This window comes from Bradyrhizobium sp. MI1.11 (assembly GCF_055811255.1).
The window spans coordinates 1-298 of the sequence record NZ_JBVVPM010000226.1; the positions used below are offsets into that span (position 1 = coordinate 1).

Below are 298 nucleotides of genomic sequence, written 5' to 3' on the forward strand. Positions count from 1 at the left end.
TCGGGTCGAGCCCGCGCGAGACCAGGTTGTCCAGCAGGGCCTGAACCGTTGCGGCATTCTCGGTCGCCCCTTCCACCAGCGCCAGCGGATGCTTGTTGCCTTCGCCGTCAACCCCGATCGCGGCGACCAGCACGAGATCGTCGCCGAGATGCAGCCCGTCGATTTGGACCACCAGAAGGTCGAGCGCGGACAGATCGGCAGCCATGAAGTCAGCCAGCCGCGCCGCCGACAGCGCTACGAACCTCCGCGAGGCCGCCGACTTCGAAACCCCCGATCCGGGCGGTGCCGGCACGTCACC

General features: G+C 68.5%; 1 pseudogene. It reads right to left on the reverse strand.

What is annotated here, in order from left to right:
- A pseudogene (locus AC0L30_RS43200) lies at window positions 1-298 on the reverse strand (IS256 family transposase); the annotation flags it as partial.